General features: G+C 62.6%; 25 protein-coding genes. 15 read left to right on the top strand and 10 right to left on the bottom strand.

The annotated features are described in order from the left end of the window. Positions 1–170 precede the first annotated feature (170 nt). Positions 171–443 carry a 30S ribosomal protein S20 gene (gene rpsT / locus BST28156_RS13265; protein ID WP_006398494.1) on the top strand — a complete coding sequence of 91 codons (273 nt, stop codon included), beginning with the start codon at positions 171–173 and terminating at the stop codon, positions 441–443. A 163-nt stretch (positions 444–606) separates the two neighbouring features. Here the strand turns inward: rpsT and BST28156_RS13260 are convergent, their stop codons facing one another. Then, positions 607–927, bottom strand: coding sequence for a DUF3579 domain-containing protein (locus tag BST28156_RS13260; RefSeq protein ID WP_009692622.1), 321 nt, complete (start codon positions 925–927; stop codon positions 607–609). A 414-nt stretch (positions 928–1,341) separates the two neighbouring features. Here BST28156_RS13260 and argF point away from each other — a divergent pair, with 414 nt between their 5' ends. After that, positions 1,342–2,271: an ornithine carbamoyltransferase gene (gene argF, locus BST28156_RS13255; protein WP_059478952.1), complete on the top strand. Its 930-nt coding sequence runs from the start codon at positions 1,342–1,344 to the stop codon at positions 2,269–2,271. A 118-nt stretch (positions 2,272–2,389) separates the two neighbouring features. Here the strand turns inward: argF and murB are convergent, their stop codons facing one another. Further along, positions 2,390–3,439 carry a UDP-N-acetylmuramate dehydrogenase gene (murB, locus tag BST28156_RS13250; protein ID WP_174902393.1) on the bottom strand — a complete coding sequence of 350 codons (1,050 nt, stop codon included), beginning with the start codon at positions 3,437–3,439 and terminating at the stop codon, positions 2,390–2,392. Positions 3,440–3,575: 136 nt separating this feature from the next. On the opposite strand from murB, the gene BST28156_RS13245 reads away from it, so the two are divergent. After that, positions 3,576–4,061 carry a YajQ family cyclic di-GMP-binding protein gene (locus tag BST28156_RS13245; RefSeq protein ID WP_040128035.1) on the top strand — a complete coding sequence of 162 codons (486 nt, stop codon included), beginning with the start codon at positions 3,576–3,578 and terminating at the stop codon, positions 4,059–4,061. A gap of 68 nt (positions 4,062–4,129) precedes the next feature. Here BST28156_RS13245 and plsY read toward each other — a convergent pair whose 3' ends face one another. Together plsY and ybaK are read right to left on the bottom strand one after the other, a co-directional pair. Continuing rightward, a complete protein-coding gene (gene plsY, locus BST28156_RS13240; protein WP_174902392.1) occupies positions 4,130–4,768 on the bottom strand; it encodes a glycerol-3-phosphate 1-O-acyltransferase PlsY in 639 nt (212 codons plus the stop codon). Between the two features lie 131 nt (positions 4,769–4,899). Continuing rightward, complete coding sequence (gene ybaK / locus BST28156_RS13235; protein WP_060245181.1) at positions 4,900–5,391, bottom strand: Cys-tRNA(Pro) deacylase; 492 nt, start codon at positions 5,389–5,391, stop codon at positions 4,900–4,902. A 223-nt stretch (positions 5,392–5,614) separates the two neighbouring features. Here ybaK and BST28156_RS13230 point away from each other — a divergent pair, with 223 nt between their 5' ends. Continuing rightward, positions 5,615–7,177 carry a class I adenylate-forming enzyme family protein gene (locus BST28156_RS13230; protein WP_174902391.1) on the top strand — a complete coding sequence of 521 codons (1,563 nt, stop codon included), beginning with the start codon at positions 5,615–5,617 and terminating at the stop codon, positions 7,175–7,177. Positions 7,178–7,256: 79 nt separating this feature from the next. On the opposite strand, the gene xerD is transcribed toward BST28156_RS13230, so the two are convergent. The 3 genes from xerD to queG form a co-directional block, all read right to left on the bottom strand. Then, the gene (gene xerD / locus BST28156_RS13225) at positions 7,257–8,207 is read right to left on the bottom strand and encodes a site-specific tyrosine recombinase XerD (protein WP_059478946.1); all 951 of its coding nucleotides are present in this window, start codon (positions 8,205–8,207) and stop codon (positions 7,257–7,259) included. Next, on the bottom strand, positions 8,204–8,674 hold the full coding sequence (locus tag BST28156_RS13220; RefSeq protein ID WP_060245184.1) for a methylated-DNA--[protein]-cysteine S-methyltransferase: 471 nt from the start codon (positions 8,672–8,674) through the stop codon (positions 8,204–8,206). Before BST28156_RS13220 ends, xerD begins: the two co-directional genes overlap by 4 nt. A 63-nt stretch (positions 8,675–8,737) precedes the next feature. Next, the gene (queG, locus tag BST28156_RS13215) at positions 8,738–9,973 is read right to left on the bottom strand and encodes a tRNA epoxyqueuosine(34) reductase QueG (protein ID WP_174902390.1); all 1,236 of its coding nucleotides are present in this window, start codon (positions 9,971–9,973) and stop codon (positions 8,738–8,740) included. 17 nt (positions 9,974–9,990) lie between these two features. Between queG and tsaE the strand changes: the two genes are divergently transcribed. Together tsaE and BST28156_RS13205 are read left to right on the top strand one after the other, a co-directional pair. After that, positions 9,991–10,545: a tRNA (adenosine(37)-N6)-threonylcarbamoyltransferase complex ATPase subunit type 1 TsaE gene (tsaE, locus tag BST28156_RS13210; RefSeq protein WP_060245186.1), complete on the top strand. Its 555-nt coding sequence runs from the start codon at positions 9,991–9,993 to the stop codon at positions 10,543–10,545. Continuing rightward, on the top strand, positions 10,527–12,047 hold the full coding sequence (locus tag BST28156_RS13205; RefSeq protein ID WP_174902389.1) for an N-acetylmuramoyl-L-alanine amidase: 1,521 nt from the start codon (positions 10,527–10,529) through the stop codon (positions 12,045–12,047). The genes tsaE and BST28156_RS13205 overlap by 19 nt, the downstream gene beginning before the upstream one ends. Positions 12,048–12,098: 51 nt before the next feature. Here BST28156_RS13205 and BST28156_RS13200 read toward each other — a convergent pair whose 3' ends face one another. Beyond that, the gene (locus BST28156_RS13200) at positions 12,099–12,977 is read right to left on the bottom strand and encodes an EamA family transporter (RefSeq protein WP_174902400.1); all 879 of its coding nucleotides are present in this window, start codon (positions 12,975–12,977) and stop codon (positions 12,099–12,101) included. 199 nt (positions 12,978–13,176) lie between these two features. Here BST28156_RS13200 and BST28156_RS13195 point away from each other — a divergent pair, with 199 nt between their 5' ends. Both BST28156_RS13195 and trxA read left to right on the top strand, forming a co-directional pair. Then, positions 13,177–14,058 (top strand): pirin family protein, encoded by an 882-nt coding sequence (locus BST28156_RS13195; RefSeq protein ID WP_174902388.1) that lies wholly within the window; start codon positions 13,177–13,179, stop codon positions 14,056–14,058. Between the two features lie 53 nt (positions 14,059–14,111). Then, on the top strand, positions 14,112–14,960 hold the full coding sequence (trxA, locus tag BST28156_RS13190) for a thioredoxin (RefSeq protein ID WP_060245190.1): 849 nt from the start codon (positions 14,112–14,114) through the stop codon (positions 14,958–14,960). Between the two features lie 170 nt (positions 14,961–15,130). On the opposite strand, the gene tcdA is transcribed toward trxA, so the two are convergent. Then, positions 15,131–16,024: a tRNA cyclic N6-threonylcarbamoyladenosine(37) synthase TcdA gene (gene tcdA, locus BST28156_RS13185; protein ID WP_174902387.1), complete on the bottom strand. Its 894-nt coding sequence runs from the start codon at positions 16,022–16,024 to the stop codon at positions 15,131–15,133. A gap of 128 nt (positions 16,025–16,152) precedes the next feature. Here tcdA and pdxH point away from each other — a divergent pair, with 128 nt between their 5' ends. The 3 genes from pdxH to BST28156_RS13170 all read left to right on the top strand — a co-directional run bounded on the left by pdxH (position 16,153) and on the right by BST28156_RS13170 (position 19,485). Beyond that, positions 16,153–16,797, top strand: a complete 645-nt coding sequence (pdxH, locus tag BST28156_RS13180; protein WP_060245192.1) for a pyridoxamine 5'-phosphate oxidase — start codon at positions 16,153–16,155, stop codon at positions 16,795–16,797. 118 nt (positions 16,798–16,915) lie between these two features. Further along, complete coding sequence (locus tag BST28156_RS13175) at positions 16,916–18,136, top strand: class I SAM-dependent methyltransferase (protein ID WP_060245193.1); 1,221 nt, start codon at positions 16,916–16,918, stop codon at positions 18,134–18,136. A 23-nt stretch (positions 18,137–18,159) separates the two neighbouring features. Beyond that, positions 18,160–19,485, top strand: coding sequence for a DUF72 domain-containing protein (locus tag BST28156_RS13170; protein ID WP_174902386.1), 1,326 nt, complete (start codon positions 18,160–18,162; stop codon positions 19,483–19,485). Between the two features lie 28 nt (positions 19,486–19,513). Here the strand turns inward: BST28156_RS13170 and msrA are convergent, their stop codons facing one another. Next, complete coding sequence (gene msrA, locus BST28156_RS13165) at positions 19,514–20,083, bottom strand: peptide-methionine (S)-S-oxide reductase MsrA (RefSeq protein ID WP_174902385.1); 570 nt, start codon at positions 20,081–20,083, stop codon at positions 19,514–19,516. A 251-nt stretch (positions 20,084–20,334) separates the two neighbouring features. Here msrA and BST28156_RS13160 point away from each other — a divergent pair, with 251 nt between their 5' ends. The 4 genes from BST28156_RS13160 to BST28156_RS13145 all read left to right on the top strand — a co-directional run bounded on the left by BST28156_RS13160 (position 20,335) and on the right by BST28156_RS13145 (position 24,586). Further along, a complete protein-coding gene (locus tag BST28156_RS13160) occupies positions 20,335–21,429 on the top strand; it encodes a site-specific integrase (RefSeq protein ID WP_174902384.1) in 1,095 nt (364 codons plus the stop codon). A 406-nt stretch (positions 21,430–21,835) separates the two neighbouring features. Continuing rightward, positions 21,836–22,159 carry a plasmid mobilization relaxosome protein MobC gene (mobC, locus tag BST28156_RS13155; RefSeq protein ID WP_174902383.1) on the top strand — a complete coding sequence of 108 codons (324 nt, stop codon included), beginning with the start codon at positions 21,836–21,838 and terminating at the stop codon, positions 22,157–22,159. Then, positions 22,156–23,646, top strand: a complete 1,491-nt coding sequence (locus BST28156_RS13150) for a relaxase/mobilization nuclease domain-containing protein (RefSeq protein ID WP_174902382.1) — start codon at positions 22,156–22,158, stop codon at positions 23,644–23,646. The genes mobC and BST28156_RS13150 overlap by 4 nt, the downstream gene beginning before the upstream one ends. 493 nt (positions 23,647–24,139) lie before the next feature. Beyond that, a complete protein-coding gene (locus tag BST28156_RS13145) occupies positions 24,140–24,586 on the top strand; it encodes a MarR family transcriptional regulator (RefSeq protein ID WP_174902381.1) in 447 nt (148 codons plus the stop codon). The last annotated feature ends 586 nt before the right edge of the window (positions 24,587–25,172 follow it).

Genomic DNA, 25,172 nt, shown 5'->3' with positions numbered 1-25,172 from the left:
GTTTCTGAGCCTGTACATGCACGGCAACTGCCGTTTCCATGTCCCGGCCTCGGTTAAAATCACCGTTTTTTTATGCGCCCCTGGGCAATCGTTCTCAGGGGACGGATCGAAAAGCAGCGCTTGGCCGTCAGGCTCCAAGCTCTGGAAACAGGACAGGATAAGGAACCGTCATGGCTAACTCCGCACAAGCACGCAAGCGCGCCCGCCAGGCCGCGAAGGCAAACTCGCACAACTCGGCGCTGCGCTCGAAATTCCGTACCGCGATCAAGGCCGTTCGCAAGGCTGTCGACGCCGGCGACCAGGCAAAGGCTGCCGAGCTGTTCAAGGCTGCCGTCAAGACGATCGACACGATCGCCGACAAGAAGATCGTTCACAAGAACAAGGCCGCTCGCAGCAAGAGCCGCCTCGCCGCAGCCGTCAAGGGCCTGCAGGCAGCAGCGTAAATTCCGGTGTGCCCGCCTCGCGCGGGCACTCCTGTTTCCTGCGATCGCAAAAAAGCCCGCTTCGGCGGGCTTTTTTGCGATCGCATCCGGACGACACGCCGCCGGCGGGCGAGAACCATCGGCGGCGACGGCGAGGATGCCCTCGCCCGCCGCCCGCGCGCCGTTACTTCTTCGCGCTATAGTCGGGCAGTTCGCACGCCTCGGTGACGACGAGATTGTTGTCCTTCGCGAAGTTCATCACGAAATCGAAGGCCATCGGCTCGCAGTCGCGCAGCCGCGAATCGAGGATCACGCACTTGGTGTCGCCGAGCAGCGTCGGGCGCACGTACAGCGAATACTGGAGACGCGCATTCGGCCCGCTTGCCCCCGGCCCGAAGCAGGACATCACGCCGGCCAGACGCTCCGACCAGTCGCTCGGGCGAAACTTTTTCCCGTCTTTCGTGATGCCCTGGATGAAGTATTCGGTCGGAGGGGTTTCAGCCATGTGGTTACCCAAGTGACGGCCCGGCGCCACCCAGACGACGGCGCCTGGGTACGCGAACACAAAGCTGGAATCGACACCGGCGCCCGCCCGCCGAACCCCGAAAAAACGGGTTGTCGGCACGTGCCGCCGGCACGCCGCACGGGATTTGTGCAGCGCACGGCTTGTGTCCGGCAGCGCGCGAAGCGGCTTGCCTGCCGGGCTGGAGAAAACTTTTGAATTATACCGCAGCGCGCCATCGCGCGTCGTTTCGCGGCCCCGCTTCCGACGCCGTCCGCCGCGCATGCGGATCGTGCCCCGCTTTTCGGCGCGGCTCGTCAAAGCACCGAAAATCCTTTATGCTGCTCTGAGTCATCCACATCCGACGGCGGCGCCGTCCGGCCTCGCTGCCGGGTGAAGCCCGCCGTATTTCGTTTCATGACCGCCAAAACCATTCGTCACTACCTGCAGTTCAAGGATTTCTCGCTGGAAGACTACGAGTACGTGCTCGAACGCACGGGTATCCTGAAGCGCAAGTTCAAGAACTACGAGACCTATCACCCGCTGCACGACCGCACGCTGGCGATGATCTTCGAGAAGAGCTCGACGCGCACGCGCCTGTCGTTCGAAGCCGGGATCTTCCAGCTCGGCGGCCACGCGGTGTTCATGAGCACGCGCGACACGCAGCTCGGCCGCGGCGAGCCCGTCGAGGATTCCGCACAGGTCATCTCGCGAATGGTCGACATCATCATGATCCGCACGTTCGAGCAGGACGTGATCCGGCGCTTCGCGGAAAACTCCCGCGTGCCGGTGATCAACGGCCTGACCAACGAATACCATCCGTGCCAGGTGCTCGCCGACATCTTCACGTACTACGAGCATCGCGGCCCGATCGCCGGCAAGACGGTCGCCTGGGTCGGCGACGCGAACAACATGCTCTATACGTGGATCGAAGCGGCCCAGATCCTCGGCTTCAAGCTGCGCCTGTCGACGCCGCCGGGCTACGCGCTCGACATGAAGCTGGTGTCGCCGGACAGCGCGCCGTTCTACGAGGTGTTCGACGACCCGAACGAAGCCTGCCGCGGCGCCGATCTGGTGACGACCGACGTATGGACGAGCATGGGCTTCGAGGCCGAGAACGAAGCGCGGATGAAGGCGTTCGCCGACTGGTGCGTCGACGAGGAAATGATGGGCCACGCGAATCCGGACGCGCTGTTCATGCACTGCCTGCCCGCGCACCGCGGCGAGGAAGTGACGGCCGGCGTGATCGACGGCCCGCAGAGCGTCGTCTGGGACGAAGCGGAAAACCGCCTGCACGTGCAGAAGGCGCTGATGGAGTTCCTGCTGCTCGGCCGCCTCAAGCACTGACGCCGGCCGGCGCGCGGCACGCCGCCGCGATCCGTCGCCACGACGCCGATCCCCGGATCGGCGTTTTTATTGGCCGGTGCCGCGCAGCCGCTGCGATACCGGCGCCGCGCCCATCGGCTTACAGGCAGACCGGCTCCGGTTCCAGCTCGACGCCGAACTGCGCGCGCACGTCGTCCTGGATCGCCCGCGCGAGCGCGAGCACGTCGGCGCCCGTTGCGCCGCCGCGATTGACGAGCACGAGCGCCTGCCGGTCGTGCACGGCCGCCGCGCCGAGCGCACGGCCCTTCCAGCCGCAGCGGTCGATCAGCCAGCCGGCCGCGAGCTTCACCGCGCCGTCCGGCTGCGGATACGACACGACCTCGGGCGCACGCGCGCGCAGCGCATCGAACTGCGCGGCATCGATCACCGGATTCTTGAAGAAGCTGCCCGCATTGCCGAGCACGAGCGGATCGGGCAGCTTCGCGCGGCGAATCGCGACGACCGCGTCGAACACGTCGCGCGGCGTCGCCGCGTCGGGCGCGATGCCGCGCGCGTCGAGCTCGCGCGTGACGTCCGCATAGCCGAGCCGCGGCGTCCAGCGCTTCGGCAAGCGGAACGCGACCGACACGATCGCGAAACGCGCGCGCCCTTCCCGCTTGAAAAAACTGTCGCGATAGCCGAACGCGCAGCGTGCGGCGTCGAAGCGCTCGCTGCGCCCGGTCGCGAGTTCAACCGCGACCAGCGAGTCGAAATACGTCTTCATCTCGAGCCCGTACGCACCGATGTTCTGGATCGGCGCGGCGCCGACGGTGCCCGGAATCAGCGCGAGATTCTCGAGGCCCGCCATGCCGCGCTCGAGCGTCCACGCGACGAACGCATGCCAGTTCTCGCCGCCGCCCGCCTCGACATACCAGGCTTCGGCATCCTCGCGCACGACGCGCCGGCCGGCGATCTCGTCGAGCAGCACGACGCCGTCGAAATCGCGCGTGAATACCACGTTGCTGCCGCCGCCGAGCACGAGCCGCGGCAGGTTCGCGACACGCGCGTCGCGATGCAGCGCGGCGAACTGCGCGGCCTGCGTGATGCGCGCGGCATAGCGCGCGGTCGCGGCGATGCCGAACGTGTTGTGCGCGGCAAGCGGATGGTCGGGAAGCAGCGACAGGGCGGAATCGTCAGGGAGCATCGGCATTCGCGGTCATGCGTGCCCGTGCCGCGGATGGACGGCCTTGGGCAAACGGGGGGGCATCGGTAAAATGGCAAACAGTCCGCAATTATAGCGAGTGCCCGCGCACCAGCCGGGCGCCCGCGTCTCAAGGGAGAATGCCATGCCATCGTTCGACGTCGTTTCCGAAGCGAACATGATCGAAGTGAAGAACGCCATCGAGCAGTCGAACAAGGAAATTTCGACGCGCTTCGACTTCAAGGGCTCCGACGCGCGCGTCGAGCAGAAGGAGCGCGAGCTGACGCTGTTCGCCGACGACGATTTCAAGCTCGGCCAGGTGAAGGACGTGCTGATCGGCAAGCTGGCCAAGCGCAACGTCGACGTGCGCTTCCTCGACTACGGCAAGGTCGAGAAGATCGGCGGCGACAAGGTCAAGCAGGTCGTCACCGTGAAGAAGGGCGTGACCGGCGACCTCGCGAAGAAGATCGTGCGGCTCGTGAAGGACAGCAAGATCAAGGTGCAGGCGAGCATCCAGGGCGACGCGGTGCGCGTGTCGGGCGCCAAGCGCGACGACCTGCAAAGCGTGATCGCGCTGCTGCGCAAGGACGTGACCGACACCCCGCTCGACTTCAACAACTTCCGCGACTGACCGGTCGCGTCACGCCGGCCCGGCCCGCGCACCTCATCAGGCGCGCCGGCCGGCGTCCCTCCTTCCCTTCAGGCCTTGCCGCCGTCCTGCGCGCCGCCGTTCGCGGCCGCCTTCTTCTTGTCGCCGATCCGGCTTTCCTGCCCCGCCAGCAGCTTCGAAATGTTGGCGCGGTGACGCCAGATCAGCAGCACGCTCATCGCCAGTACGGCCCACGCGATCGGATTGTGGCCCGTGCCGAACAGGAACACGTCGAACAGCGGCGCGAACACGGCCGCCACCAGCGCCGCGAGCGACGAATAGCGGAAAAAGAATGCGACGATCAGCCAGGTGAGCGCGGTCGCGAGGCCGAGCACCGGATGCACGGCCAGCAGCACGCCGGCCGCGGTCGCGACGCCCTTGCCGCCCTGGAAGCGGAAGAACACCGGATACAGGTGGCCGAGGAACACCGCGATCGCGACCCACGCGACCGCGACGTCGGGCAGGCCGAAGCGCCGCGCGAGCCAGACGGCGATCCAGCCCTTGAACGCGTCGCCGAGCAGCGTCAGGATCGCGGCCTTCTTGTTGCCGCTGCGCAGCACGTTGGTCGCGCCGGGGTTCTTCGACCCGTACGAACGGGGGTCGGCAAGGCCCATCGCGGCGCTGACGATGACGGCGAACGACACCGAGCCGATCAGGTAGGCAACGAGGGCGGCGAGCAGGATCTGCATGCGGGGGACTCTTCTTTCAACGTATCGGTGAAGGGACGGCTCGCGCGGCAGGCCGGCAACGCCGGCGCCGTCGCGGCCGAAGCGGCGCCCATTCTACCGAACGGGCGCGGGCTGCCACGAAGGTGAAACCCTCAGTCGACGCTCGCGCACTGCACGGGCTTCGCACCGAGCAGCGTCGTGAGCACCGTCGGCGCGAGGCTGACGAGGTAGCCGCGGCGGCCGCCGTTCAGGTAGATCGTCGGCAGCTCGAGGATCGTCGACTCGACGTAGACCGGCATCGCCTTGCGGGTGCCGAACGGCGACGTGCCGCCGACCAGATAGCCGGAATGGCGGTTCGCGACCTCGGGCTTGCACGGCTCGACGCGCTTCGCGCCGATCTGCCGCGCAAGATTCTTCGTCGATACCGTGCGGTCGCCATGCATCAGCACGATCAACGGCTTCGCATGCTCGTCCTCCATCACGAGCGTCTTCACGACGCTGTGCTCGTCGACGCCGAGCTGGCGCGCCGATTCGCCGGTGCCGCCATGTTCGACGTATTCGTACGGATGCTCGCCGAACGCGACGGCATGGCGTTTCAGCAGCTGGGTCGCGGGGGTTTCGGACACGTGTCTGGATTTGCTCATGGCGGCATTCTAATGGCGAACGGCGCGCCACGGACCGCCGGACGCGCAGGCGGTATACTCGCGGCCCGCTTTCAACCGTGCGGCTGCCGCCCGGCATCATTGCGAACCGCGCGAAGCGCTATTGCCCGAATGGCCGATTGTGGCGCGCGCCCAGTCATGGCACGATCGTTCGAAAATATCGCCGCGCCGTGCCGATGCCGCCCGGCCCTCTTCTGGAGACGCCATGACTTCGTCCAACCGTTGCTCCGCGCCGCTCGACGTCGACGCGCTGCTGGCCGCGCTGCCGGCCCGCATTGCCGACGTGCCCGCCCGCCGGGCCGCGCAAGCGCCCGCGCATCCGGCGCTGATCGAGGACGCGCGGCGCCTGTCTTACGGCGAGCTGTCGCAGGCCGTCGACGCGGCCGCCGCTCGGCTCGCGGCGCTCGGCGTGCGCGGCGGCGACCGCGTGATGATCGTCGCGGAAAACAGCGTCGCGCAGATCGTGCTGCTGCTCGCGACCGCGCGGATCGACGCATGGGCGCTGGTGTCGAATGCGCGGCTGTCGGCCGGCGAGCTCGATGCGATCGCCGCGCACGCGCGCCCGCGGCTGATCGCGTTTGCGACCGAAACCTCGGCCGATGCGCGCGCGCATGCGGCACGCCACGACGCGACGCCCGCAGACGCGCTGCCCGTCGACATCGGCGCGTGGTCGCACCGGATCGATGCCGACGCGCCCGCCGAACCGGTGGCCGCCGACGGCGCCGCGCAGTGCGCAGCGCTGATCTACACGACCGGCACGACGGGTTCGCCGAAGGGCGTGATGCTGTCGCATCGCAACCTGCTGTTCATTGCGGCGATGTCGAGCACGCTGCGGCGCGTGTCGCCCGACGACCTCGTCTATACGGTGCTGCCCGTGTCGCACGTGTACGGGCTCGCGTCCGTGTGTTTCGGCAGCCTTTACGCGGGCGCGACGCTGCGGCTCGCACCGCGTTTCGCGCCGGAGGCCGTGCGCGTCGCGCTCGCCGACGAGGGCGTCACGATCTTCCAGGGCGTGCCCGCGATGCACGCGAAGCTGCTCGAGCATCTGCACACGCACGGCCACGCATGGCGCGCACCGCGCCTGCGCTTCGCGTATTCGGGCGGCTCGCCGCTCGACGCCGACCTGAAGGCGCGCGTCGAGCGCGTGTACGGCGTGCCGCTGCACAATGGCTACGGCATGACCGAAAGCAGCCCGACGATCACGCAGACGCCGCTCGACGCGCCGCGCACCGACTGCTCGGTCGGCGTGCCGATTCCCGGCGTCGAAATGCGCGTGGTCGCGCCGGACGGCAGCGACGTGCCGCGCGGCGAGGTCGGCGAGATCCTCGTGCGCGGGCCGAACGTGATGCTCGGCTACTACCGCAATCCGGACGCGACGCGCGCGGCCGTCTCGCCGGACGGCTGGCTGAGCACCGGCGATCTCGCGCGGCAGGACGCCGACGGCGCGGTGACGATCGCCGGGCGCAGCAAGGAGCTGATCATCCGCTCGGGCTTCAACGTCTATCCGGTCGAGGTCGAGCAGGTGCTGAACGCGCATCCGGACGTCGTGCAGGCGGCGGTCGTCGGCCGCGCGGTCGAGGGCAACGAGGAAGTGCTCGCGTTCGTCGAACTGGCGCCGGGCGCCGCCGCGACCGAGACGACGCTGCACGCGTGGTGCGCGGAACGGCTCGCGCCGTACAAGCGCCCCGCGCAGATCCGCGTGCTCGATGCGCTGCCGGCCGCATCGACGGGCAAGGTGCTGAAGCACAAGCTGCGCGAGCTCGCGTAACGCGGGCGCGCATGCCACCGTGCCGCGTGCCGCTGCGCGTGGCGGCGCGGGCCGCTTCCGGTTCGCGCGAAACCGCGCGCTAACCGCGCGGATGATGCTGCGCGTGCAGCGTGCGCAGCCGCTCGCGCGCGACGTGCGTATAGATCTGCGTGGTCGAGATGTCGCTGTGGCCGAGCAGCAGTTGCACGACGCGCAGGTCCGCGCCGTGGTTCAGCAGGTGCGTCGCGAACGCGTGCCGCAGCGTGTGCGGCGACAGGTGTGCGCGCACGTCGGCCTGCTGCGCATGGCGCTTGATGATGTTCCAGAACTGCTGGCGCGTCATCCCGTCGCCGCGCGCGGTCACGAACAGCGCATCGGCCGCGCGCGCGCCGAGCAGCGCAGGCCGCGCGTCGCGCAGGTAGCGCTCGATCCAGCCGTGCGCGACTTCGCCGAACGGCACGAGCCGCTCCTTCGAACCCTTGCCCATCACGCGCACGACGCCTTCGTTGAGCCCGACCTCCACCGTCTTCAGCGTGACCAGCTCGCTCACGCGCAACCCGCTCGCGTACATCAACTCGAGCATCGTGCGATCGCGCAGGCCGAGCGGCGTCGCGATGTCCGGCGCGCCGAGCAGCGCCTCGACCTGCGCCTCCGACAGCGTCGACGGGAAGCGCGCGGCCTGTTTCGCGGACGTGATCCGCAGCGTCGGGTCGGCGCTCGCGCGATGCTCGCGCACGGCCCAGCCGTAATAGCGACGGAACACCGACAGCCGCCGGTTCGACGAGGTCGCCTTGCCGTCGCTGCGCGCGGCGATGTAGCCGGTCACCATCGTTTCGTCGGCCAGGTCGAGCGGCGCATCGTGGGTCGCCGCCAGCCATCGGGAAAACAGCACCAGATCGCGCCGGTACGCATCGAGCGTATTGCGCGCGAGCCCGTGCTCGAGCCACAGCGCGTCGCAGAAGGCGTCGATCGACGCGCGGCTCGCGAGCAGCGCGGGCGAGGCCGCGGTCGCGTCGTCGTCGGTTTCGGGGGACAGCAGCGGTTCGTTCATCGGTACGGCACGCCTTCGTGTGCGAGCAGCCAGCGCTTGACCTTCAGGTAGTAGCCGTCGTCGTCGTGGTTCGCGAAGCCGCCGATTCCGCCCGCTGCGACGACGCGATGGCACGGGATCACGAGCGGGAAGTAGTTCGCACCGCACGCCTGGCCGACCGCGCGCGGCGCGCTGCCGATCCGCTTCGCGACCTGCCCGTAGGTCAGCACGGTGCCGGGCGGGATGTCGCTGATCACGTCCCACACGCGATGCTGGAACGCGCTGCCGACGTCGGCGAGCGGCAGGTCGAAGCGTGCGGACGCGCGCTCGAAATAGCGCTCGATCTGCCGGACTGCACGCTTCGCGAGCGGCGTGTCCGGCTCGACCGACTTCACCGACTCGGGCAGATAGACGATCTCGCGCACCGCCGCGGCATCCGTGCGGATGCCGACCTTGCCGAACGGCGCGTCGATCACTGCGTTGAACATTGCATTCTCCTAACCGATGGATGCAGGCGCGCCGCCGCGCGCCGACGACACTTTACGCCGCCTTCACGCGGCACGCAGCGCCCATTCGACATGCTCGCGCACGATCGGCGACGGATCGTCGGCCCGCGCGCGCAGCGCCGCGACGATCGCGTCGCGCGCGGCCGGCGCAAGCTGCCCGGCAGGCGCGCGCAGCGCATTGCCGAGCCCGACCGCGAGATTGCGCAGCCAGCTTTCATGACCGATGCGGCGGATCGCGCTGCCCTGCATCCGCGTGTCGAAGGTATCGGCATCCCAGCCGAACAGCTCGACCAGCGTCGCGCGGTCGAGGCCGTGCCGCACGTCGAAATCGGCGACCGGCGCGGCCTGCGCGAACTTGTTCCACGGACAGACGAGCTGGCAGTCGTCGCAGCCGTACACGCGGTTGCCGATCAGCGGCCGCAGCCGCTCGGGGATGCTGCCTTTCAGTTCGATCGTCAGGTAGGAAATGCAGCGGCGCGCATCGACGCGGTACGGCTCGACGATCGCGCCGGTCGGGCACGCGTCGATGCAGCGCGTGCAGCTGCCGCAATGCGCGCCGGGCGACTCGGGCGCCGCGTCGGGCGAGCGCTGCGCATCGGTCGGCAGCGGAATGTCGACGTAGATTTCGCCGAGGAAGAACAGCGAGCCGGCGTCGCGCTGCAGCAGCAGCGTGTGCTTGCCGCGCCAGCCGACGCCGGCCTTTTGCGCGAGCTCGACCTCGAGCACCGGCGCCGAATCGGTAAACACGCGATAGCCGAACGCGCCGATCTCCTGCTCGATGCGCTCCGCGAGCGTCTGCAGGCGGTTGCGCAGCACCTTGTGATAATCGCGGCCGCGCGCGTAGATCGACACGACGGCCGCCTGCGGATCGTCGAGCCGCGCCCGTTCGCGTGCGCGCCAGTCGCGCGGCGCGAGCGCGCCGGGGGTGCCGTCGGGCGCGTCGCCGGCGCGCGTCTCGGCCGGCAGATACGCGAGCCGCGCGGAAATCACGCGTCGCGTACCGGCCACAAGTTCGGCCGGCCGCGCACGTTTCATCCCATGTTTGGCCATATAATCCATCTCGCCGTGGCAACCGGCTTCCAGCCAGGCGGCGAGCCCTGCTTCGGCATCCGAGAGATCGGTGTCGCTGATGCCGATCGCCCCGAAACCCAATTCGCGCCCCCACGCCCTGATGCGCGCGGCGAGCGCAGTCAACGTCGCATCGTCGAGCGCGCACGGTGCCGCCCCTTCGGCTCGGGTCGAAGGTCTGTCGGATGCGGCGAGTTCCGGTAATCGGTTCATCGCACTATTTTACGAGAATGCCAGCCACGCCCAGCCACCCGTCTCATGCCGCCGCGCTGCCCGCCCCGCTCGAAGCGCGCGTGATCGCGCTCGCCGACGAAGCGGCGACCGAGGCGTTCGGCATCCGCTTCGCGCACGCGCTCGACGCCGCACGCACCGAACTCGCGCGCGCGCACGCGTTCGACGGGCTGCAGATCCAGCTCGTCGGCGATCTCGGCGCGGGCAAGACCTCGCTCGTACGTGCGATCCTGCGCGGCCTCGGCCATACGGGGCGCGTGCGCAGCCCGACCTATACGCTCGTCGAGCCGTATGCGCTCGAACGCGACGATGGGGAACTTGAGGTCTATCACTTCGATCTGTACCGATTCAACGATCCGGCCGAATGGTCCGACGCAGGCTTTCGCGAATATTTCAATTCCAGCGCGATCTGTCTCGTCGAATGGCCGCAACAGGCGGGGACGCTGCTCGGCGTGCCCGATCTGGTCTTCTCGCTCGACGTGGATGGCGACGGCCGCGCCCTCACCGTCCGGGCGTACAGCGCTTCAGGAAAGGCATGTCTCGAAAGATGTTGATCAAACCGTTCCGCTCGATCGAATCGGCGGCCACCGCGACGCACAACTGGCGGCGCCGCCAGATTCTGTGCGCGGGCGCGTCGACGCTGGTGCTCGGTCTCGTCGCGCCGCGGCTCGCGCACGCGTCGTCGGTGCTCGGCGTGCGCGTCTGGCCCGCGCGCGATTACACGCGCGTGACGATCGAATCCGACCAGCCGCTGCAGAATAGCCAGCAGCTGCTGCAGGGTCCCGACCGCCTCGTCGTCGACCTGACCGGCCTCGATCTCGACCAGGCGCTGCGCGACCTCGTGTCGAAGATCGCACCGAACGATCCGCAGATCCAGTCGGTGCGCGTCGGCCAGTATCAGCCGCACGTGGTGCGGATGGTGTTCGACCTGAAAGGCTCGGTGAAGCCGCAGGTGTTCACGCTGCCGCCGGTGGGCACCTACAAGTACCGGCTCGTGTTCGACCTGTATCCGGCCGTCGCGCCCGATCCGCTGACCGACCTGATCGCGCAGACGGAACGCAAGGAACAGGCGCTCAACGACGCGGCGCGCGCGCAGCAGATGCAGCCGCCCACCGCGCTGAACGGTCCGACCACGCCGCCCGTCGCAGGCAACGACAACAGCGACGCATTCTTCCAGCGCTTCGCGCAGAACACGCCGGCCACGCCGCATGCGCCGCCGGCCGCGCCGTCGGCCCCCGCGAAGCCGGCCGTCAAGCCGCCGCCCGTGATCGCGCGCCGCGACGACGGCGACGACGACGGCGACACCTACAAGTTCACCGCGCCGAAATCCGGCAAGGGCGGCACCGTGCGCCTGCTGACCGTCGCGATCGATCCGGGCCACGGCGGCGAGGATCCGGGCGCGATCGGCGGCGGCGGCACGTACGAGAAGCACATCGCGCTCGACATCGCGAAGAAGCTGCGCGCGAAGATCGACGGCGCGCCGAACATGCGCGCGATGATGACGCGCGACGCCGACTTCTTCGTGCCGCTGAACGTGCGCGTGCAGAAGGCGCGCCGCGTCGGCGCGGACCTGTTCGTGTCGATCCACGCGGATGCGTTCACGACGCCGTCCGCGCGCGGCTCGTCGGTGTTCGCGCTGTCGGACCACGGCGCATCGAGCGCCGCGGCGCGCTGGCTCGCGAACAAGGAAAACTCGTCGGACCTGATCGGCGGCATCAACATCAAGACGCAGGACGCGGCCGTGAGCCGCGCGCTGTTCGACATGTCGACCACCGCGCAGATCCGCGATTCGCTGCGCTACGGCGGCTACGTGCTGAAGGAAGTCGGCGGCATCAACAAGCTGCACAAGGGCTCGGTCGAGCAGGCCGGGTTCGCGGTGCTGAAGGCGCCCGACATTCCGTCGATCCTGGTCGAGACCGCATTCATCAGCAACCCGGACGAAGAGCGCAAGCTCAACGACGACAGCTATCGCGACCAGATGGCCGACGCGATCTTCCGCGGCATCAAGCGCTATTTCGCTGCCAATCCGCCGCTCGCGAAGAACCGGATGGCCTGACGGCCGCGCCCCTTCCGCCCGCCGGCACGTCACGCGTGCCGGCGGCGCGCATCACGACGCCGCGAAGCGGCGTATCAGCTTCCCGCCGAACACGTTCACCGCGAGGCCGCCCATCACGAGCGCGGCGCCCAGCACCTGCGCACGCGTCAGATGCTCGTCGAGCAGCAGCGCAGACGACGCGAGCCCGACGATCGGCACCAGCAGCGAGAACTGCGCGACCTGCGCAGCCGGATAGCGCGACATCAGGCGGCTCCACAGCCCGTAGCCGAGCAGCGTGGCGACGAACGCGAGATAGACGACCGCGAAGATCGACGCGCCGTCCAGCCCGGCGAGCGCGGACGCGATCCGCTGCGGCCCCTCGAACCACAGCGACAGCAGGAAGAACGGCACCGGCGGCACGAGGCTCGCCCACACGACCAGCGACACGAGGTTCGCCTTGCCGACCTTTTTCGTGACGATATTGCCGATCGCCCACATCGCGGCCGAGCAGATCGTCAGCAGGAAGCCGGCCAGCGTCATCGCCCGGCCGCCCTGCGACGCGATCACGACGAGCCCGGCCGCCGCGACCGCAAGGCCGACCAGGTTCTGCGCGCGCAGCCGCTCGCCGAGGAACAGCATCGCGAACACCAGCGTGAAGAACGCCTGCGACTGCAGCACGAGCGACGCGAGGCCGGCCGGCATCCCGACGTACATGCCGGTGAACAGGAACACGAACTGGCCGAGCTGGATGGTCGCGCCGTACAGCACCAGCAGGCGCCACGGAATCTGCGGCCGGCGCACGAAGAACACCGCGGGCACGGCCGCGAGCGTGAAGCGCAGCGCGCCGAGCAGCATCGGCGGCATCCCGTGCAGGCCGACCTTGATCACGACGAAGTTGACGCCCCACGCGAGGATCACGACCAGCGCCAGCAGCAAGTCCTTCGGGGCCATCATCGGCATCTCCTCGTTTGTCGAATGATCGTTCTGAAACCGCCGAGTTTACCGGGCTTTCACCGCGGGCTCCGATACCCGCGCAACGGGCGTGGAATCGGCGGCGCGCGCCGCAGCGCAGCATCGGAGACGCGACGCGCGCCGGACGCGGCCGGCCAGTACAATGACCCGCATCGCAGCCGCCCTCACAGGATCCGCCATGACCGACCCGATCAAAGCCCTGCTGAAGCCGCACGTGCGCGACATCGGCAACCTGCAGGTGCGCCGCACGCTGCCCGCGCTCGCCGCACGCCTCGTCGGCCCGTTCATCTTCTTCGACCACATGGGGCCCGCGACGCTGCCGGCCGGCACGGGGCTCGACGTGCGCCCGCACCCGCATATCGGGCTCGCGACCGTCACCTACCTGTTCGACGGCGCGATCCTGCATCGCGACAGCCTCGGCTCGCGGCAGGAAATCGTGCCGGGCGACGTGAACTGGATGACGGCCGGCCGCGGCATCGTCCACTCGGAGCGCACGCCCGACGCGCAGCGCGCGAGCGGCCACACGGTGCACGGCATCCAGACCTGGGTCGCACTGCCGCGCGCGCACGAGACCGTCGAACCGTCGTTCGAGCACCACCCGGCCGCGACGCTGCCCAGGCGCGACGAAAACGGCGTGTCGCTGACGGTGATCGCCGGCGACGCGTTCGGGCTCGTCTCGCCCGTCACGACCTTCTCGCGCACGCTGTACGTCGCCGCCGAATTCGCGGCCGGCGGCCGCATCGAACTCGACGCGTCGCACGAGGAACGCGCGGTCTACGTCGTCGACGGCGATCTCGCGATCGACGGCACGCCGGTGGCGGCCGAGCAGATGGCCGTGCTCGCGCCGGGCGCGAGCGTCGCGCTGACGAGCGGCAGCGGCGCGCGTGCGATGCTGCTGGGCGGCGACAAGATCGACGGCGAGCGTTTCATCGAGTGGAATTTCGTTGCGAGCAGCCGCGACGCGATCGCGCGTGCGAAGGAAGCCTGGACCCGCCAGGAAATGGGCACGGTGCCCGGCGAAACCGAGTGGATTCCGCTGCCGGAAGCGAAGCCGCGTTGAAAAACGGGCGCACCGCCCCCAAATCCGACGACATTCGAACCGCAGAGAACGACATGGACACCACGCTTGCCACTTTCGAGAAAGACGTCATCGAGGCGTCGCTGGACACGCCCGTGCTGGTCGACTTCTGGGCGCCGTGGTGCGGCCCGTGCAAGACGCTCGGCCCGCTGCTGGAGAAGCTCGAAGCCGCTTACGAAGGCCGCTGGAAGCTCGTGAAGGTCAACGTCGACGAGAACCAGGAACTCGCCGCGCACTTCCAGACGCGCAGCATCCCGCACGTGATCGCCTTCGCCGACGGCCGCCCGGTCGACCAGTTCGTCGGCGTGCTGCCCGAAGGGCAGCTGCGCGCATTCCTCGACCGGCTGCTGCCGGCGCCCGAGGAAGCCGAGCGCCGCGCCGCGCAGTTCGCACTGGCCGAATCGCGCGTCGACGAGGCCCGCGCGCACCTCGAAGCCGCGCTCGCGCTGAACCCGGGCTTCGACGACGCACGGCTCGACCTGATCGAGCTGCTGCTCGCGAGCAACCGCGTCGACGACGCGCGCGCCGAGGCCGAGCGCCTGTCGCCGCAGACCGTGCAGGGTGCCGATCCGCGCTACCAGGCGATCAAGACCCGTTTCGACGCGCTCGACGCGACGGCCGACCTGCCGCCGACCGACGCGCTCGAAGCCCGCATTGCGGCGAACCCCGGCGATCTCGACGCGCGCTTCGATCTCGCGCAGAGCCTGATCGCGCGGCGCGCGTACGAAGGCGCGCTCGAGCAGCTGCTGGAAATCGTCCTGCGCGATCGCGCGTACGGCGACGACCTGGGCCGCCGCACGATGATCTCGGTGTTCGAGCTGGCCGGCGATCGCCCCGAGCTCGTCGCCGCGTGGCGGCGCAAGCTGAGCATGGCGCTGAACTGAGCGGCGCGGCGGCCGGGCGGCCGACACCCGGCCCGGTGCTCGACAGTGCCGTCGTCGTGCGCGCGTGGCGGCGCGCATTCGACGTACCTGCCCGCTCCGGCGCGACGCGTGTGCGTGGCGCCGCCGCCGTCACCGCCGTCGCGATCCAGCAGCGCCGTTCCCGCGCTGCGTCATTGCCCCGCTCCTGCCGTCCGCTGCGCCGCCGCCTGACCGGCCGCCCGCGCCGCGATCGCGCGCAGCGCATGCGCGGCAGCCGCGAAACCGAAGCTCGCGGTCACGCACACGCTCGAACCGAATCCCGCGCAGTTCAGCCCCGCGACATGCGCGGCCGTCGACGGCTCGGCACCGTCCTCGATGTCGCACGCGGCCGCCTCCGGATAGATCAGCGGCTCGTCCGAATACACGGCGCCGACCTTGAAGCGCGCCTTCGGCCCGCGCGGGAAGCCGTGCTGCTTGCGCAGCTGCGCGCGCACCTTCGACAGCAGCGGATCCTGAATCGTCAGCGCGAGATCGTCGATGCGGATCCGCGTCGGGTCGAGCTGCCCGCCCGCGCCGCCGACGGTGATCAGCGGCTGCCCTTTCGCGACGCACCACGCGATCAGCGCGACTTTCGTGCGCACGCTGTCGATCGCGTCGATCACATAGTCGAAGCCGCCGCCGAGCAGCGCGTCGAAGTTGTCGGGCTCCGCGAAATCCTCGATGCAGTTCACGCGGCACGCGGGATCGATCAGCGCGATCCGCTCGGCCATCGCGTCGACCTTCGGCTTGCCGTAATTGCCGTCGAGCGCGTGGATCTGCCGGTTGGTGTTGCTCTCCGCGACGTTGTCGAGGTCGATCAGCGTCAACTCGCCGATCGCGCTGCGCGCGAGCGCCTCGGCGCTCCACGATCCGACGCCGCCGATCCCGATCACCGCGACGTGCGCGCGCTCGAACGCGGCGAGCGCCGGCGCGCCGTAGAGCCGCGCGATGCCGCCGAAGCGCCGCTCGCGATCCACGTCAAGCTGGATTGTCGGGCTCGGGGTAAGATCGGAAGAACTGGGCGGGAAAGCGTCGGCGGCTGACATGGAAGAAAGGAAAACGTAAGTCGTACAGCCTTCTATTTTGCCTGATCTCCCCGCCCGCACGCGCCACTGTGCACGCACGATTCTTCGGCGTTCGCTATACTGGCCCCCGATTGAAGCGTTTGCATAACATGACGACTCTCGCCGATCTCCGCATCAACTATTCGCGCGCTTCGCTCGACGAAGCCGATGCCGCCCCCGACCCGTTCGCCCAGTTCGACCGCTGGTTCAAGGAGGCGCTCGCCGCCAAGCTTCCCGAGCCCAATACGATGACGCTCGCCACCGTCGGCGCCGACGGCCGGCCGTCGGCCCGCATCGTGCTCATCAAGGGCGTCGACGAACGCGGCTTCGTCTTCTTCACCAATTACGAAAGCCGCAAGGGCCGCGACCTCGCCGCGCATCCGTACGCGGCGCTGCTGTTCTACTGGATCGAGCTCGAGCGCCAGGTGCGCATCGAAGGCCGCATCGAGAAGACCAGCGCCGACGAAAGCGACCGCTATTTCGCGTCGCGCCCGCTCGGCTCGCGCATCGGTGCGTGGGCGTCCGAGCAGAGCGCGGTGATCGACAGCCGCGCGACGCTCGAAGCGCGCGAGAAGGCCATTGCCGAACGCTACGGCGACAACCCGCCGCGCCCGCCGCATTGGGGCGGCTACCGCGTCGTGCCCGACTCGATCGAGTTCTGGCAGGGTCGCCCGTCGCGACTGCACGACCGCCTGCTCTACACGCGCGGCACCGATGCCGCGCAGGGCTGGACGATCTCGCGCCTGTCGCCGTAAGCGCGACGCCGGCGTCGTGCCGGTCGTGTCCCGGGTTGCATCCGGGCGCCCGCTTCGGAACGGGCGCCGGTCAAGATACTTGGCTGTATTCGATTCAACGAACAAACGGAGAATCCAAATGTTCTGGGAAAAGAAGCTGGCACAGTGGGCGGACGAAGTACGGACGACGGCGAACATACCGGCGCGCCTCGTACTGTGGAACGGTAATCAACTCGACTTCGGCACGTTCGCCGCGCCGCAGGTCACGCTGAAGGTCAACAGCGCGTCGGCGCTGCCGCTGCTGCTCGAACCGAGCCTCGACAATCTCGGCGAGGCGTACGTGAAGGGCAAGATCGACATCGAGGGCAAGCTGTCCGACATCATCAACATCGGCTACTCGCTCGCTCGCAGCACGGTCACGAGCGCCAGCAAGCTCGCGCGCGTGAAGCGCTACTTCAATCACTCGAAGAGCTCCGACAAGAAGGCGATCCAGTATCACTACGACGTCTCGAACGAGTTCTACAAGCTGTGGCTCGACGAGAACATGGTGTACTCGTGCGCGTACTTCGAGAACGGCGACGAGGATCTCGCGACCGCGCAGATCAAGAAGATCGACCACATCCTGACCAAGATCCGGCTCGAACCGGGCCAGCGCCTGCTCGACATCGGCTGCGGCTGGGGCGCGCTGGTGCTGCGCGCCGCGCAGAAGTTCGGCGCGAAGTGCCTCGGCGTGACGCTGTCGCAGAACCAGTTCGATCTGGCGACCGAACGCGTGAAAGCGGCCGGGCTGCAGGACCAGATCGAGATCCGCCTGCAGGATTACCGCGAAATCGAAGGCCAGTTCGACCGCATCACAAGCGTCGGGATGTTCGAGCACGTCGGCCGCAAGAACCTGCCGCTCTACTTCTCGCGGATTCGCGAACTGCTGGTCGACGACGGCATCGCGATGAACCACGGGATCACGTCGACCGATGCGGAAAGCGGCGAAACGGCGCTCGGCGGCGGCGAATTCATCGACCGCTACGTGTTCCCGGACGGCGAGCTGCCGCACATCAGCCTCGCGCTCGAAGCCGCGCAGCGCGGCGGACTGGAAGCGGTTGACGTCGAAAGCCTGCGGCGGCACTATGCGCGCACGCTCGACATCTGGACCGAGAACTTCGAGGCGAAGGCCGAGGAAGCGAGAAAGCTCGTCGACGACGAAAAATTCCGCATCTGGCGCGTGTACCTCGCCGGTTGCGCGTATGCGTTCGAGCACGACGACGTGTCGATCTTCCAGATCGTGTGCCGCAAGGCCGGACGCAGCGCGAAAACGCTGCCGTGGTCGCGGCGCTATATGTACGAACACGCGCTGCCGCGCTAGGCGGCGCTTCACGCTGGGCAGGCATGGGTGACGGCAGGACGCGGCGCAGGACGCCGCCGGAGCGACAGCAACGCGACGACGCGCACGCCGATGGGCAATTCGACCTGTTCGGCGGGTCGCCCGACGACGCGCGCGCCGCGCCGCCGGGCCCTGCCGGCGCCCGTGCGAATTCGCGCGCACGCGTAACACCGGACGATCGCGACGGCGAATCCGCACCACGTCCGGACGCACGCAACCGCACGTCGCCCGATACCCCGGCCGCCGCCGACGGGGCGCTTCGCACCCACGACGCCCCCCCGCCGCCGTCCACCGGCATGCTGTGGGACGACCCTGCCCCGCCGCCCGCCTCGAAACAACGCAAGCGCCGGCGCGGCGTAGCGCCCGCGCCGGTCTCGGCCGACGTCGCCGCCGCGGCGGCCGGCCTGCCGCCGAACGTGCGGCTCGGCACGTCGTCGTGGTATTTCCCCGGCTGGAACGGCATTGTCTACGACGGCGACTTCGCGCAGACGAAACTGTCGCGCGAAGGGCTCGAGGCGTACGGCGCGCATCCGCTGCTGAAAAGCGTCAGCCTCGACCGCTCGTTCTACGGCCCGCTGTCCGTCGCCGACTACCTGCGCTACGCGCAGCAGGTGCCGGACGACTTCCGCTTCGTCGTGAAGGCGCCGGCGTCGGTCACCGACGCGGTCGTGCGCGGTCGCCGCGGCGAGCCGTCGGGGCCGAACCCGACCTTCCTCGACGCGCAGCTCGCCACCGACGAATTCGTCCGGCCGTGCCTCGACGGGCTCGGCAGCAAGGCCGGCGTGCTCGTGTTCCAGTTCTCGCCGCTGCCCGACGCGCTGCTCGCCGAACCGGCCGCGCTGATCGAGCGGCTGTCCGCGTTCTTCGCGGCGCTGCCGCCGCTGCCGTCCGACGCCGACGGCCCGCGCTACGCGATCGAGATTCGCGACGCGAGCCTGCTCACGCCGCGCTTCATCCGCGCGCTCGCCGCGCTCGGCGTGCGCTACTGCGTCGGGCTGCACGCGCGCATGCCGGACCCGCTGCGCCAGGCCGCCGCGCTCGCGCTGCTCGACGGCGACGCGCCCGGCCCGCTGATCGTGCGCTGGAGCCTGCACGGCGGCTTCAAGTACGAACAGGCGAAGGCGAAGTACGAACCGTTCGACAAGCTCGTCGACGAAGACCCGGCCACGCGCTCGGCGCTCGCCGAGCTGGCCGCGCGCTACGCGCTGGCCGGGCAGCCGGTGATCATCACGATCAACAACAAGGCGGAAGGCTCGGCGCCGCTGTCGTGCCTCGCGCTCGCGCGCGAGATCGCCGCCGCGTGCGCGCAGTGGCGCGGCGAGGCAGCGTAGGTAGCACCCCGGATCGGGCGCCTGCAGCTTACGCGCCGCGCAGCGACTTCAGCCGGTGCGAGAACTTCTGGCGGAATTTCGCGAGCTTCGGCCCGATCACGACCGAGCAGTATCCCTGGCCCGGATTGCGCGCGTAATAGTTCTGGTGATAATCCTCGGCCGGCCAGTAGTTGCCGTCGAGCGGCGTCACCTCGGTGACGATCGGCTGCCCGAACACCTGCTCGCGCTCCAGCTCGCGGATCACGTCGAGCGCGGTGTCGCGCTGCGCATCCGAGTGCGTGAACACGACCGAGCGGTACTGCGTGCCGACATCGTTGCCCTGCCGGTTCAGCTGGGTCGGGTCGTGCGTCGCGAAGAAGATTTCGAGAATCTCGCGATAACCGATGCGCGCCGGATCGAACGTCACGTTGACGACTTCCGCATGCCCCGTGTCGCCGTCGCAGACGTCTCGATAGCCGGGATTGCGCGTATGGCCGCCGGCATAACCCGACTGCACGGCCGTCACGCCGTCCACGTCGAGGAACACCGCCTCCGTGCACCAGAAGCAACCACCACCGAGGGTTGATGTTTCTAGTTGATTTTTAACGATATTTTCCATAAAGGGAACCTCCAAAGTTCACCAAAAGGCTGTTTTTTGGTAAAATTTCACCAAAGATTTGCCAAAAATTCCTAGCCACCAAGAACAAGGTAGACACTATGTCTAGCACTTCCCTACCCCGTGGGGTTCAGATTGTCAAGTGGAAAAACAAGGTTGACAAGACAACACAGATAAGATACCGAGTTCGCATTGTTCGGAAAGATTACCAAGCAGATCGGTTATTCGACAACCTAGACGAAGCAGTCGAGTTCTTGAACCTATCAAAATCTCGTAATGGCAAGGAACTTATCTATTCCATTACAGAGAAGGAAAAACAAGAAGCCGAAGCAATAGCAAACTTCATTAAAGAACCCCCCATTTCAACCTATATTGACATTTTTACCAAGGACTATATAGAAACCAGAGATAGGTCTACCTATCTCTCAAATAGGACGGTTTATAACACCCTCTCTTTCTATCGAACTATCAAAAAAACAGAGATAGAAATCAAACCAGACCTTACCAAGAATTTTACTGGTGTTCTTGGCATGATTTCCCCAAAAACAAAGAAGAAATTTGGAGATCTGAAGGTTTCTGAAATAACACCTATTGAAATCAATTCCTATGTAAAAGCACGGTTAGCACTTGGAATTAAGAAATCTTCATTAAGCCGTGAAATAACTTGCCTTAACAAGTTTTTCAAGAAACTGCGATTTATTGACCCCCAGTTCAATACCTTTACCAATCCTGTTGACGGCTATGATAGAGAACTAATTTCAAATCGGATAACCAAGAGAGAATTTCGGTTATCCAAGGAAGATGAAAAACTGCTATTTGAGGAACTTGATAAATACTCTAACCCAGAGCTCAAACAAATCACTTTCCTATCGCTTTTAACTGCTATGCGAAGGAGTGAAATTATCAACCTCGAATGGTCGCAAGTTAATGAAAAATACCTTCAACTAATTCATACCAAATCAGGTAGACCTAGGAAGGTTTGGTTAACACCACAAGCCAGAACCTTGATAAATTCTATCCAGAAGAAACCAAATCAAGCTCGTTTGTTCACATACACAATAACGGGCTTTGAGGGTTCATGGGTTAAATTCAAGGAAAGAATAGGACTTAAACACCTTCGATTTCATGACCTACGACGAGAATCGATTAGTAGGTTTATCGAACAGATAGGAGCAGATAATTCTATTCTCATAACGGAAATTTTAGGTATTGCGAATGTCAGGAAGTTCGAAGAAACCCACATTCAAGATACTTCATTAGAAATTTCCACCGAGAAAGATTTATTAAAATCCGTAGGTCATTCTAATAAGCAAACTACCAAAATCTATACAAACCTCCCAGAAGAATGATAGTAGTTCACGGAAACTTTACCCCCAACTATCTAGCAGGACATAAAAGAAGGCTACCGAATGGTAGTCTTTTTTTATGCCTGAATAATGTCAACTATCAAATTTGATAGTTGACAACCCATACCCATAACTCGAACTACAACCAAATCCATAACCGTACTTGTATTTGATTTGTGTTTGGTTTGTGTTTGTTCTAATTCCAATCTCATACCTGGTTTTATATCTATCTCACTTCTATCTGGTTTCTATCCAGAAATCCCATTTAAGTTGACATTCTGAATATTCGAGTTAATTTGAGTTGTAGATTAAGCAAGGCTACATAAATGACACACAAACCTTCGGTTTCTGTCTCATTTATGCCTTGCTAGGGTTTCACCCTAGAACCCTTAAAACCAACGGAAAAGATATGGCAAAAGAAAAACTAGAACGAAGAATTCATATCAGGTTATCTCAAACAGACCTTGATTTAGTCCACCAAAAAATGACGGATTTAGGATACTCCAAGCAGAGTGATTATTTCAGGTCCCTTGTAAAAATGGAAGATAAGTATGTGAACCTATATCGAATTTTAATGTATGAGTTCAAAAAGCAAGGTTCAAATTTGAACCAGATAGCACACAAGGTAAACACCACCTATTCATTCCAGATAAATTCCGAGGTTCTAAATTCATTGATAGAAATCGAGAGAACCTATAAGGAGATTTTGGATGAAATCAGGAATTTGAAGTGATAGTTAAAAATTTCTCAACTGGTAGAAACTCCGTTTCCAATGCCGTTAATTATTTGCTTTCAGAAAAGAACTGGAAGGGAAATGATAGAGATAGTAAACCAGAGGTCTTAAAAGGAGATCCAGAACTAACCAAGCAGATAGGTAAAGACCTATGCGATAGATTTTCAAGTAAGTATCTATCTGGTGTTATCTCATTGGCAGAAGGAGAGAAATTAACAGACCAGCAAAAGCAAGAGTTAATTTCCAGTTTCGAGAAGACCTTTATGCCTGGAATGGAAGGTCGATTTAATGCCTTGTATGTTGCCCACGGCAACAATGAAATTCACTATGTAGTCAACAAGGTAGATTTAGAAACAGGCAAGGCATTTAATCCCATGCCCCCAGGGCATGAAAAAATGAAGGATTTATTTCAGAGAACCGAGAATTTTAAATATGGCTTTGAGCAGGTTGTTAGAAATCCAGAGATAGGAGCAACCAAATATAGTCACGAAGAACAGAAGGCTTTGATTAGAAATCAACCATTTGGAAATTTATCCAGTAAGCAAGAACTAGATAACCAGTTAAAGTCTATGGTAGGAAACGGGTTGATAAATAGCCGTGAAGAGATGATTTCAACACTCCAAGAAAACGGTTTTATATTGTCTCGTGTTGGCAAGGACTATATAAGTATTCAAACAGAAGGTAAAAATATTCGTTTAAGAGGTGGAATTTATGAGCAAGGAAATCAGCAGTCTTACAAAGAAATTGTTAGAGAGCGAGCAGAAAGCTCTGATCGAGAAAGAGCGTATAGTAAAAATGACTGCCAGCGAGATCGAGAAGAACTTACCAAACTTGTTGAAAAAAGAATTTCGTACAATAACAAAACCTTTCAAAGAGGAAGTACAGGAAACCAAATGGAGCATTCTGTTAATTCAAGCCTCGGTAATAATAGGAATATTAGCCGTAGGCTCAATGATACTTCTCTATCAGAAAAATCAAATTCCCAAGGTCAGAATAGACACCATGAACGGAGTTCGATATCAGGTAATCACGAAGGAGCAGTTAATAAACTCACAAGTGAGTCCAGACAAAAACCTTTACTTCATACCAATACAGGAGAATTAAATGACAGAGTTAGAAATAAATTTGATGAAGCACTTGGAGAAGCAAAATCAATCAGTAGCGAACTTGATAAAAGAAGTAGTGAAATATCAAAATCAAGTGATGAATTTGGAGAAAAAAGTAACCAGTTTGAGTCTCATGCTGGAAGATTTTCAGAAGCCCTTGAAGAAACGATGATTGATAGCAAGGTTCATGATTTATCTTCATTGAGTATCAAGAAGAAACTAGGTGAACTTGGAATGAAAAGCCAAGCTCCAAACCTATCAAAAGCTCAATCCATAGCACTTGATTACAAGATTGCTGAAATGAGCGGTCAATTAGCACTCGCAGAAGCTCGTGATAAAGCACAATACCAGAGGTCTAGGTCATTTGATTTTGATAGGTGAACTCCGTAGGAGAGCGAGCTTGACTCGCAACAAGAACGAATGTTCTTTCGAGAAAGAAAAGCCACCTTCCGGGTGGCTTTCTTGTTTTTGAAAATCGCTACATTGAAAATCTATCTCTACATAGATTTCTTCTCGGGGACTTGAAATAGCCGTGGGCGTTTAAACGCCAGGCTATTTCCTATTATTGAAAATGTAGACTTTGAAAATCTATCTAGTTCACTAATTGTGGAAATGTCGCAGAGCGACACCGTATTGATAATCTATTGAAAACTCTGCGAGTTTACAACAGATTACCAACACTTTCCCACAATGGTATAGGTTCACCTGGTATCGATTTCCACCAATTTATATGTATAGAAACCAATTTTTCGAAGCCCTCTTTAAATAATACAAGAAGAGGAAAATGAAGATACTAGACAAATAAGTATTTACAGATTTGACATTTGGTAAATAAACCATATATTGATGGTATATTTACCAAATAGGAGCTTATATGGCAGTTCAAACAAAGAAGATAAAACAGCTAGAAAATGGAAATTATGTAGACAATTCAGGTAATGAATTTAAATCGTCCGAATGGGCGAATGTTTTGGTTCCCAAGAAATTAAAATGGACAAGAGGAGATTATATCGTGGGCTTACAAGAGAGTATTATTCAACTATCAAAACTAGGTTTAACTGGCGAACAATGGAATGTTTTGGCTTACCTTATGGGAAAAACTGACTTCGAGAACTACATACACATAACCCAAAAAGAAATCAGCGAACACCTTGGAATTAACATATCCAATGTGTCAAAGGCTTTAAAGGTTCTTGTAGAGAAGGAGGTTATCAAGAAACTCAAACGAGGAACTTCTAACTACTACCTTTTCAATCCTGAAATAATTTACAAAGGCAAACACAAGGATTTCGACAATGTCATTGATTTGTTCAGAAAATAAATTTTCCTCACTCAAAATATAAAGCCACCGATTAGGTGGCTTTCTTGTTTTTGAAAATCCATACGAATGAATTTTCAAGGGAGAGATTTCCAATTATAGGAAATAGCCTGGCGTTTAAACGCCCACGGCTATTTCAAGTCCCCGAGAAGAAATCTATGTAGAGATTGATTTTCAAGGCTCTCAAAGAGCCTGTAAGACCTTCTAGGTCTGCCAAGATAGGTAGACCAGCCCTGAACCGTCAGAACGGTTCTATGGGCTGTTTTGGTAGGTTTCGGAAGGTGTATGGGTGTCAAGCACCCACCCTACGGGACATGGTGAAAAGCAGGATTTTTCACCAAAAATTAGCCAAAACCAGATAGGTATCTGAAAAATAGTGTTTAAAAATCAATACTTACAGAGATTTGATGTATCTGTGCACCAGAAGCACCCGCCTCCCAAAGTCGCGGTTTCAAGCATTTCGTTCACCATCCCGTTCCACACCACGTTGATGACAGGCGGCGACGCGCATACGCGCCGGCGCCCCCGATTCGTCTCGCCGCATCCGACCCTTCGCCGGCAACGGCACTGCGGCAAGTATCTCACTCGT

The sequence above is a fragment of the Burkholderia pseudomultivorans genome, from assembly GCF_902499075.1.
In the GTDB taxonomy this organism is placed as follows: Bacteria; Pseudomonadota; Gammaproteobacteria; order Burkholderiales; family Burkholderiaceae; genus Burkholderia; species Burkholderia pseudomultivorans.
This window is presented reverse-complemented; position numbering and strand designations above follow the sequence as displayed.

Coding starts and splice junctions, on each gene's coding strand:
- rpsT (WP_006398494.1), top strand. CDS start 171: ATGGCTAACTCCGCACAAGCACGCAAGCGCGCCCGCCAGGCCGCGAAG.
- BST28156_RS13260 (WP_009692622.1), bottom strand. CDS start 927: ATGGCTGAAACCCCTCCGACCGAATACTTCATCCAGGGCATCACGAAA.
- argF (WP_059478952.1), top strand. CDS start 1,342: ATGACCGCCAAAACCATTCGTCACTACCTGCAGTTCAAGGATTTCTCG.
- murB (WP_174902393.1), bottom strand. CDS start 3,439: ATGCCGATGCTCCCTGACGATTCCGCCCTGTCGCTGCTTCCCGACCAT.
- BST28156_RS13245 (WP_040128035.1), top strand. CDS start 3,576: ATGCCATCGTTCGACGTCGTTTCCGAAGCGAACATGATCGAAGTGAAG.
- plsY (WP_174902392.1), bottom strand. CDS start 4,768: ATGCAGATCCTGCTCGCCGCCCTCGTTGCCTACCTGATCGGCTCGGTG.
- ybaK (WP_060245181.1), bottom strand. CDS start 5,391: ATGAGCAAATCCAGACACGTGTCCGAAACCCCCGCGACCCAGCTGCTG.
- BST28156_RS13230 (WP_174902391.1), top strand. CDS start 5,615: ATGACTTCGTCCAACCGTTGCTCCGCGCCGCTCGACGTCGACGCGCTG.
- xerD (WP_059478946.1), bottom strand. CDS start 8,207: ATGAACGAACCGCTGCTGTCCCCCGAAACCGACGACGACGCGACCGCG.
- BST28156_RS13220 (WP_060245184.1), bottom strand. CDS start 8,674: ATGTTCAACGCAGTGATCGACGCGCCGTTCGGCAAGGTCGGCATCCGC.
- queG (WP_174902390.1), bottom strand. CDS start 9,973: ATGAACCGATTACCGGAACTCGCCGCATCCGACAGACCTTCGACCCGA.
- tsaE (WP_060245186.1), top strand. CDS start 9,991: ATGCCAGCCACGCCCAGCCACCCGTCTCATGCCGCCGCGCTGCCCGCC.
- BST28156_RS13205 (WP_174902389.1), top strand. CDS start 10,527: ATGTCTCGAAAGATGTTGATCAAACCGTTCCGCTCGATCGAATCGGCG.
- BST28156_RS13200 (WP_174902400.1), bottom strand. CDS start 12,977: ATGGCCCCGAAGGACTTGCTGCTGGCGCTGGTCGTGATCCTCGCGTGG.
- BST28156_RS13195 (WP_174902388.1), top strand. CDS start 13,177: ATGACCGACCCGATCAAAGCCCTGCTGAAGCCGCACGTGCGCGACATC.
- trxA (WP_060245190.1), top strand. CDS start 14,112: ATGGACACCACGCTTGCCACTTTCGAGAAAGACGTCATCGAGGCGTCG.
- tcdA (WP_174902387.1), bottom strand. CDS start 16,024: ATGTCAGCCGCCGACGCTTTCCCGCCCAGTTCTTCCGATCTTACCCCG.
- pdxH (WP_060245192.1), top strand. CDS start 16,153: ATGACGACTCTCGCCGATCTCCGCATCAACTATTCGCGCGCTTCGCTC.
- BST28156_RS13175 (WP_060245193.1), top strand. CDS start 16,916: ATGTTCTGGGAAAAGAAGCTGGCACAGTGGGCGGACGAAGTACGGACG.
- BST28156_RS13170 (WP_174902386.1), top strand. CDS start 18,160: ATGGGTGACGGCAGGACGCGGCGCAGGACGCCGCCGGAGCGACAGCAA.
- msrA (WP_174902385.1), bottom strand. CDS start 20,083: ATGGAAAATATCGTTAAAAATCAACTAGAAACATCAACCCTCGGTGGT.
- mobC (WP_174902383.1), top strand. CDS start 21,836: ATGGCAAAAGAAAAACTAGAACGAAGAATTCATATCAGGTTATCTCAA.
- BST28156_RS13145 (WP_174902381.1), top strand. CDS start 24,140: ATGGCAGTTCAAACAAAGAAGATAAAACAGCTAGAAAATGGAAATTAT.